We start from the raw sequence: 6,871 nt of genomic DNA, 5'->3' as shown, positions 1-6,871 counted from the left end.
ACGGATACAGCAATGATGGTTTTATCAAATACTACAGGGATATTTATTTCAGTTATCCTTTGATAAATCGGCTTCCCTGCTGAATCATTTAAGTAACTTACAGCAGGGAAAGAATTACTGTATTGCAAATGCCAATTACTTTCTATCCCTAGCTGCAAGATTCTGGTCATCTAATTAGCAATTGCATGTGATCTTCGACTTCACCGACAAAGCCTAGTGGGTCAATGCCATAATGGTTTAGTAGCTCAAAATAGGTGTAATCGTCCATTGAGCCAGACAACCACTGATTAGCAGCACCGTTGATAAGAAGCATTCCTTGGACAGTAGAATCGTCCGCTTCTCCCTCAACAGACACAGTTAGTAAATCGGCGATGTCTGGCGGAACCCACAGCAAATTATTGTCAGAAGCAATTGACATTTATTTATACACCTTCTGGGACAAAGCGATATTTGCTAGCTAAAGCATTTTCGCTTCCAGTAAATAATGCATTAAATGCAGATTTCGTCTTGATAGCTGTAACTACACTGTCGTAGGTATCAGCAGCTAATTTTTTTCCGAAATGAGTGGTAACAGAATCATTTTCATGTCTGTAATATTGTCTGCCTGTAATGCGAGAAGCTTCCTTAGTAGTAGCTGTTTGTACCCGTTGAATAACTGTAAATTTAGCAAACTTGAATTTCTTAACATTTTCAAGAACGTCAGGAGTCGTTAGAGCTGCAATTTCAGAACTACTGAAAGTATACTCATCAACTATTCCCTTCATGGTTGTAGCAAGGGCTGAACCTCTACCAGCTTGTGCAGCTGCGATTAATCTGGTAGGAAGATAAACAAGTCCCGATCCATTTTGATCAAATGGAATAATATAGCCAGAAACTCGCTCAGTTTTACCCTATTGGCAGGGGTTGTAATTGCTGCATACGCTGCCTGCCTACCTTCTGTATCTTTTTGTAGCCATGTGATGTATTTGGCATGATCAGCAGCCAAACGAACACCACGACTAATGTCTTTATAAGCCATTTTGTTTTTTAAGGGGATTTTGTTGCAACTCAACCATAGCAACAGTTTTTGCGTGGTTTATTTCCCGGAGATATGTATATCTCCAGGCAATTTTAGTAGGGTTTAAATTTTCACCAAAGGCTTGTATCTATGTGTCGTATCGACTAAAAATGTTGGGCTTGGATTCCCTGGGATAATTGCGTAAGCATATCTGAATCTAACATTTACTACAGGTCGATAAGCCCGTAATTTTCGGGTTTTACCCATAATTAATTGAGTCGTAGTAGGTATTCCCACAGTGCTAGGTTTTTTTGGATCGTGGACAGTAATTTTCGTTTCATCGAAAACAATGTCAATACAATCACAAATAAGTTGATAAATATTTATTGCAGAGGTTTCTGCATTAGCTAATATTTTTGAACCTTTAGCGAAACCATTTACTGTGTCATGATAGCTAACACAAAGATTTCCCTTAGCATGAATAATTCCAGATGATTCATGAACAAATTTTGTTTTAACTTCATTAGCTATTTCTATTAACTTTTGAAGTAAATCTTCCGAAGTGTTTTGCAATTTCATTAATCTGACACTACATTCAGCGTCATAAACAGTTCCCCCTACTGGGACGGAAGCAATATCTTGTGAAAAATAAAAAACTATTTTGGGATGGCCAACTACTGGAGGATCGTAATTCTCTTTACTACCATAAAAAATTGATAATCCAGATTTTCCATATCCTAGTAAATCGAATAGCAAATGATGACGCAAATTCATCATTAACTGATTATCATTGTCTGTCATAGTGCAAGCTACACGCAATGCACTGCGAGGGCTTGCAATATTTGGCTTCCAGTCTGTTGGTAAATCCTTAAAGTACAGTGCTACTGCTGCGTTATGCTGCGGGATGTACACCGCTTGCAAGTGTTCAAACGGATCAAAGTTATCGGGAAGGGAATCTTCTGGAGGTGAAGCAGGTACGATTATTTTTGTCATTATTCGTTTGCATTAAAAAGGTCATCAAGCACCAATTGAATGATGTTTGTTGAATCAGCCTTGCCCTGTTCTCCGACTTGTGCAACTACTGCCGGTTCAGGTGTATTTAAGCCAGGTTGCCAATGAACAATAGTCCCGTCAGCGTTACGAATTGGATTCCCGTCTTTGTCCTTAGGGTCAATCTGTCCTATTTCTCTCTTAAGTGTTTCAACGCTGGATTGAGTCTCTCCAAAGGCAGCCACCAGAGCTACTGGAACTGCGACTACCATTGCGATTGCCTGCAAGTTATCGCCTACTAGCTGCAATTTATCGAAAAACTTCCCTTTGAGGTTTGGCTGTGGATTCATGTAGGAGTAGGCATTTTCTAAAAGCACCCCTCCTTTCCTTAAGGCATTGCCAATCTTGCCTACATTTCCTCCGATGACTTCCAAACCACCAATCACTACAGCGCCAAGATTGGAAATTTGATTGAAGACGTTACTCGCAGCTTGATAAATTCGGTTCGCTGCTTGCCACTCTTTTGAAAGTTCTTGATAGTTTGCTTCACCAATGCTGTCTGCAATAATTTCGTGGACAGCTTTCCCAAGCACATTGCTGAAACTAATTGGCGTGCCATCTAAACCCTTTGGCAGTATAAGCCCAACGACTTGATCTACTATTGTTGTAAAAGTTTGACCAAGGTTATTTGATAGCATCAAGGCATTATGTACTGTTGCCGCAAATGTCAAAACACTTAGAGCTTTCTCAACATAAGTATTAGTTGCAATCGCAGTTATTAATGTTGTGATTCCTGCTAATTGCGTTGTGAAAAATGCTCTTACGCCTGCAACCAACCCGCGAGATGTATTGTTTACATTAGTTTGCGTTGATGCGTGTTGGGCGGCTATAAAGGCTCTCAAACTTGTATCGTTATATGGCACTGCATCTACTCCGTCTCGCCCGTCTCTTCCTGGGAATCCGTTTGTACCATTTCTTCCATTTTTGCCGGGTGCGCCGTCTTTCCCTGGTGTGCCAGGTATTTGCACAACGGTAGTTATCCCGTTCAACCCGTTTATACCATTCTTACCTGGCAAGCCCTGTAATCCTGGAAATCCACGCTCCCCTTGCCTACCCGGTATTCCTGGAATACCTTGCAATCCTCGCAGTGATTTTATGCCTTGATAGAGTGCAAGAGCAGTAAGCGCCGTAGTCAGTGCTACACCTGCCTTGCCCAGAGCATCTAGCCCGATACGTTTAGCTTGTTCGCTAATTCCTTGCGCTTCGGTTGCCTTCTTGTATGCAGTCGTCGCATTATCGTTCGCAACCTTGGCATTTCTGACAGCACCATCGGCTGTAAGCTGTGCTTGGGATGCTTTACCACTGGCTGAAGCAGCAAGCGCTTCCGCCCTTGTAGCAGTGATTTGTGCTGCACCACCAATCCTTGCTGCACCTTCGCCAATTAAACGGGCATCAACTGCGATCGCCTTTACGTCAACTATGGTTGCTTCATTTCTTGAGATCCGATTTTGCAGTCCTAGCAATTTACCCAGAATGCCGGACACGCTATTACCAAGAAATTCCAGCCCACGCTCAACAGCGTCAATCCGATCACCAAGGATTCTCAGCGTCTCCAGTTGTTCAATTATGGTGAACAGTGTTCCAACGACCTGAAAGATTTCAAAAACTTTGCCAGCTAATCTTCCCGTCGCCGCAAGTGCTTCAGAACTTATACCCACTGCCTTGGCAGCACTGGTAACAGCATTTCCCACAGCACTCTCTAAATTTGCGATCGCTCGCCCAAAGCCGTCCACCTTAGCGCCTATACCATTTACGATTCCTCTTAATCCACCTACAGCATTGCCAGCCTCGAGAGCTTCTTTGGACGCAGATGCAGCTTTACCTACAGCACCAGCACTCTCTACTTTTGCAGAATTGGCGACAGCACGTATACCACCTATTTCTCCGCGCAACGCTTCTTCGGCTGCAAGTCTTGCGCGTGCTTCTGCTAATGACTTTGCTAGTGCATCATTGGATAACTTTTCAGCAGCTTTACCACTATCGTATCCTTGCTTTGCCAAAAATTTAGTAAGGTTAATGTCTGGTTTAAGTTTATCTATTACTACTGCAATACCGCCTATTACTGCACTAGCAATCCCAGGTTCTAGTGCAGATTTGGTAGTGGCAACGATACCAGGTTTAGCACCATCGACAACGGATTGGGCAATTGTCCTTACCTCAACTTCAGTAAGTATTTTCAAGCCTGCGATTTGCCCAGATAATGCCGCTATTTTTGCTGATAAATCACTACAGTTATCTGGCATTTTTTGACCTCAATTGATTGCTTATCGCCTCAATTTTTCCAGATGTCGCTTCACAGTCGTTGCAGCAGTATCCTGGATAACTATCGCTATGACATTCACAAGTTCCTTCAGGGCAACGAGCGCAAGCCACGGTAAAATGTACCGGACATTCACCCTCGGCACGAAAAATGGTAGCCCCATTACTTAATATTTTTATTTCGCACCTGGAATTATCGTTATTTTTTATGGAGCATTTGACTGCGTTATTTATGATTACATTCTGTGAGGTCATTTTTATACCAGGTTTACCACCTACATCGGGCGGAAATTCTTTATCTCCACACGAAATTAACTTTATGTAATAGGCGGTATCGGAATCAAATATGCCTCTATCTAGGTAAGTTATTTTGTAATCTACGACCGTTGCGCTTATTGCCCCAAATGCCGCTTGGGGGCTGTTGAATGTGATTTGATATCCTTCGGAATTGTAGTTTTCTGTGCGGTCATTCGGTGCTTCTCCTGTTTGAATGTCAATAGGTGAAACATTCGACTCGTAAATAGTAGGTGGCTGACCGTTAAAATAAAAGGTCACTTTCGGTTTATCACCTAGATTGCAATAGCTCATGAGATTGTCAATGTAGGATATTTTGATTTAATGGCACTTATGCAATCTAGGTGATCTTTAAAAGTCTTACCAATGAAGTTCGGGTACACAAGCAATAGGCTAATATCACCACCGAATGCCTTGTCATTTGTTCCTATCCTGAATCTATCACCAGGAGTAAAAGTCCCAACTTGAGTACCCTGAGAAACATTATCAAGCATCACTTCGTAATAGCCAGTTTCAGCATGAACACTAATTAAGTGACTGCCACTATTTGGCATTACAGCCGGATAATTATCAATTCGCCCCCCTCTGAATGTGCCAAAGTAGCCAGGCCCAGAGACAAACCGCCAGTAATCATCCAACCCAGAAGTTCTTGCGAGGTTGTAGTTACCATCTGACGCAGTAAATACACAATACAAAGTAGCGCCGTTTGTGCCTTGTAAAAACGGCGTGACTTGTAGTTCTTGCGTGCCGCTCCCGTTCCATTTCAAGGCTGGTTTACCAGAGGTGCTGGTGATAACAGTTGGAGAACTACTACCAACAGGAGTTGCGTGATTAGCATTACCCGACTTGTCCAACAAGCTGCCACCCTCTAGCCATAGTTTCATGCCAGTAGGATAATCTGTTGCCGTTGGTGGAGTAGTGGGTGTTGATCCACCCGTTGATGAATATCCGCTAAATAAGTTTGCTTTTGTGATGCATTTATAAGCACTATCATTCGCAGTTTGTACAAGCAACAAGTCATCGTCTGAGAGTGCTGTGATTAACGGATAATCTTTAATTTGCATAAGGCTTGACTTGGCTATAAAGGAAACACGAATTTAATTTACCTTTTGGGAATAGATACCCCCAGAACTGTACCCATGTACTGTTGTAAAAAAGATGATTATCGTAAGTAATGGGTATGCCACTTGGGTCAGTCACCACTAAATTATTCTCGTCTGTCAGTTGTCCCTCATACTGCTGCAACACAGTATTAATAATTCCCGCGAGTAAACTATCAGCCGTATTACTTGAGATTGGGGTTAACCCCAATAAATCTGATTTTTGGATAGTAATAGTGGTAGGAGTTTCTACCACGTTCGCGCCAAATACTTGCTGAATATTAAGCAGTGCCATTGAGATTTAGTAGTTATCTGGGTCAAAAGTTCCGTTGAACGGTGAGTAGAAATTGATGGTTTTTGGTAAGACCAAAAGTTGAGTAGTGCCTACGGTTGTAATAGTTTGATAGCCATCGGCAATACCAACTGTCCTTGTAATGTCACCGCCAGTTACGGCGCTATCTGGGATATTCGTTTCTGCAAATGCCACAACTGCGGCAAGTATTGAATCCGCAGTATTAGTAGTGGCTGGGGTAAAACTCACAGAGGAAAAATCAGCTTTCCGAATTGTGACGGTCGTTGCGTCTTGTGTGGCGTTCGCGCCGAATACTTGTTGAAGGGTTGCTGCTGCCATGTTAAAAAAAACTGATTAATAGAAGTGAATAAATCCGTTGTAGCGGCAAGCCAAAATTATGTAAATGTTCCACTTTTATGTAAAAGCAGCACATTTGCTGAGGACGCAAAACCCTTGCTATGAATAGTATTAAGCCAGATTTAGCTGTTAGCTAAAAATAGAAATGTTCCGGTTTAGCCATTGTCCGTGGTTAAACCGGAACAGTTAATAAGAGAAGGTCGAAATGAAAAATGATAGAGAAGGCCAAGCTGCTGTTATCTCCAATGCGGATTGCTCAAAAATTCGCACCAAGATTAGGAGTCGCAAATACAAATTACTTTTTGATTTGGCTTGGTACACGGGTGAGCGCTGGGGTGCTTTGGTACAGCTGCGAGTAACCGATGTTTACAGCGAGGATGGCAGCCCACGTGAGTATATCAATTTTCGAGCTAGAACGCGCAAGGCTAAACCTAACAGTAAACGCAAAGTACAAGAAAAAGCCTTACGCAAAAACCGACAAGTGCCAGTGCATCCGGTTCTTAGAGAGATACTGCTTGCATA

At 42.3% G+C, this 6,871-nt stretch carries 9 protein-coding genes and 1 pseudogene; 1 reads left to right on the top strand and 9 read right to left on the bottom strand.

Going from position 1 to position 6,871, the window contains the following annotated elements; genetic code table 11:
• Nucleotides 1–166: 166 nt before the first annotated feature.
• From V7K42_RS18595 to V7K42_RS18555, 9 genes are all read right to left on the bottom strand, one after another.
• A complete protein-coding gene (locus V7K42_RS18595) occupies nucleotides 167–418 on the bottom strand; it encodes a hypothetical protein (protein WP_334918598.1) in 252 nt (83 codons plus the stop codon).
• A gap of 4 nt (nucleotides 419–422) precedes the next feature.
• Nucleotides 423–764 carry a hypothetical protein gene (locus tag V7K42_RS18590; protein ID WP_334918596.1) on the bottom strand — a complete coding sequence of 114 codons (342 nt, stop codon included), beginning with the start codon at nucleotides 762–764 and terminating at the stop codon, nucleotides 423–425.
• A gap of 44 nt (nucleotides 765–808) precedes the next feature.
• The gene (locus V7K42_RS18585) at nucleotides 809–1,018 is read right to left on the bottom strand and encodes a hypothetical protein (protein WP_334918594.1); all 210 of its coding nucleotides are present in this window, start codon (nucleotides 1,016–1,018) and stop codon (nucleotides 809–811) included.
• A 102-nt stretch (nucleotides 1,019–1,120) separates the two neighbouring features.
• A complete protein-coding gene (locus V7K42_RS18580; RefSeq protein ID WP_334918592.1) occupies nucleotides 1,121–1,990 on the bottom strand; it encodes a hypothetical protein in 870 nt (289 codons plus the stop codon).
• A complete protein-coding gene (locus V7K42_RS18575; RefSeq protein WP_334918590.1) occupies nucleotides 1,990–4,290 on the bottom strand; it encodes a hypothetical protein in 2,301 nt (766 codons plus the stop codon). The genes V7K42_RS18580 and V7K42_RS18575 overlap by 1 nt, the downstream gene beginning before the upstream one ends.
• A complete protein-coding gene (locus V7K42_RS18570; RefSeq protein ID WP_334918588.1) occupies nucleotides 4,280–4,861 on the bottom strand; it encodes a hypothetical protein in 582 nt (193 codons plus the stop codon). Before V7K42_RS18570 ends, V7K42_RS18575 begins: the two co-directional genes overlap by 11 nt.
• Before the next feature lie 29 nt (nucleotides 4,862–4,890).
• Nucleotides 4,891–5,664: a hypothetical protein gene (locus V7K42_RS18565; protein WP_334918587.1), complete on the bottom strand. Its 774-nt coding sequence runs from the start codon at nucleotides 5,662–5,664 to the stop codon at nucleotides 4,891–4,893.
• Entirely contained in the window at nucleotides 5,654–5,995 is a 342-nt protein-coding gene (locus V7K42_RS18560; protein WP_334918585.1) for a hypothetical protein, read from the bottom strand. The genes V7K42_RS18565 and V7K42_RS18560 overlap by 11 nt, the downstream gene beginning before the upstream one ends.
• A gap of 6 nt (nucleotides 5,996–6,001) precedes the next feature.
• On the bottom strand, nucleotides 6,002–6,331 hold the full coding sequence (locus tag V7K42_RS18555) for a hypothetical protein (protein WP_334918583.1): 330 nt from the start codon (nucleotides 6,329–6,331) through the stop codon (nucleotides 6,002–6,004).
• 223 nt (nucleotides 6,332–6,554) lie between these two features.
• Between V7K42_RS18555 and V7K42_RS18550 the strand changes: the two are divergent.
• A pseudogene (locus tag V7K42_RS18550) lies at nucleotides 6,555–6,871 on the top strand (tyrosine-type recombinase/integrase); the annotation flags it as partial.

Source organism: Nostoc sp., from assembly GCF_036917455.1.
Classification (GTDB): Bacteria; Cyanobacteriota; Cyanobacteriia; order Cyanobacteriales; family Nostocaceae; genus Nostoc.
The sequence above is the reverse complement of the archived record's forward strand: the minus strand, read 5'-3'. Positions and strand labels throughout refer to the sequence as shown.